This window comes from Kitasatospora sp. NPDC091257 (assembly GCF_044757675.1).
Lineage (GTDB): Bacteria > Actinomycetota > Actinomycetes > Streptomycetales > Streptomycetaceae > Kitasatospora > Kitasatospora lactacystinica.
The window spans coordinates 1-1,485 of sequence record NZ_JBIVVI010001664.1 but is presented as its reverse complement, the minus strand read 5'-3'; the positions used below and the strand labels follow the sequence as shown (position 1 = coordinate 1,485).

Below are 1,485 nucleotides of genomic sequence, written 5' to 3'. Positions count from 1 at the left end.
GGGCAAGGAATACGAGGGGCACGGCAGTCGCAGGAACGGGTGCAAGGGGCGCACCACCCGGAGCGATCCACGGGACCGGAGCGATCGACGGGACCGGAGCAGCCGATGGAACCGGAGCGTTCGATGGAACCGGAGCAGGAACCGAAGCAGCAGCCGAAGGGTGCCGCATGATCCGAACAATGGTGGTCGACGACGACGCGCTGGTTCGCCTCGGCCTGGTCGACCTCCTGGCCCAGGACCCGGCACTCACCGTGGTCGCCGAGGCCGCCGACGGGCTGCAAGCCGTCGAAATCGCCGGAAGCCGGCGGATCGACGTCGCGCTGATGGACATCCGGATGCCCCGGCTCGACGGGATCGCCGCCACTCGGCGGCTGCGCGAACTCCCGGACGGCCCGCGGGTCATCGCCCTCACCACCTTCGATCTGGACGAGTACGTGTACCAGGCACTCGCGGCCGGGGCGGACGGCTTCCTGCTCAAGGACACCCCGCCCGCGGAGATCGCCCGGGCCGTCCACGTCGTCGCGGGCGGTCAGGGGATGCTGCACCCGGCGGCCGCGCGGCGGCTGATCGACCGCTACCACCGGGTCGGGGCACCCCGGTCGGTGGCCGCCCGTCACCGGGTCGCCGGACTCACCCCGCGGGAGACCGACGTGCTGCGCGAACTCGCCGACGGCCTCTCCAATGCCGAGATCGCGGGCGTGCTCGGAATGCGCGAGAGCACCGTCAAGGCGCATGTCAGCCGGATCCTGACCGGGCTCGGTGTCGGCAACCGGGTCCAGGCGGCGCTGCTCGCACGCGACGCCGGGCTGGTGGGCGACGGTGGCTGAGGACGAACGGCGGGGAGCGACTGCGGCCGGGACCGCGCACCGGGGTTCCGGTCGGTCGCGCACGCTCGCACACATTCGTGCACGTCCGTGCCGGGCCTGCTCCCGCCGTACCCGGAGCTCTCCGCCCACCCCGGCGCCCTCCCGCCGTGCAGGGGTGCCGCCCTGTCGTGTCCGGGCGGGCAACCGAGGCACGTCGAGGCTCGGAGGGGCACACCGGGGCACGGCACCGGCCGGTGTTCACGCGGGTGTTCCCCGGACGTTCCCCCGGAGTCGGGGTGGGCGGGGCAGCGGGCTTCCCTGAGCCGCCGCGTGCTCCCGGTTCGTATCGCATGCTGAGCCGCTGTCACCCATCCGGCGTGGAATTGCCGTGCCTTGGCCGTTTGCGCTGCCGAACTCGGGCGGCGGGTCCATGGTGGAGATGGGCGCGATCCGGCGACCGCGTCCGCGCGCCGATCCAGGCCCGCGCGCCGAGCGCCCGCGCCGATCGTGGACGGGCGGCCTCCGAAGCGGGGCCCGGTACCGGCACGCTGGGAGCAGGGCCACCTCGCAGGAAACCGAACGGTTCTTCTAGGCTCACATCTCGGCTTCCCTGCGGCGGTCCGGCCATTGCGCCCGCTGCCGGGAGGCCACCGTCCACGGGGGCTCCGGGCGGACCGGG

The 1,485-nt window shown here is 73.7% G+C and carries 1 protein-coding gene; it reads left to right on the top strand.

Going from position 1 to position 1,485, the window contains the following annotated elements:
• Positions 1–167 precede the first annotated feature (167 nt).
• On the top strand, positions 168–827 hold the full coding sequence (locus ACIQOV_RS41120) for a response regulator transcription factor (RefSeq protein WP_359900504.1): 660 nt from the start codon (positions 168–170) through the stop codon (positions 825–827).
• The last annotated feature ends 658 nt before the right edge of the window (positions 828–1,485 follow it).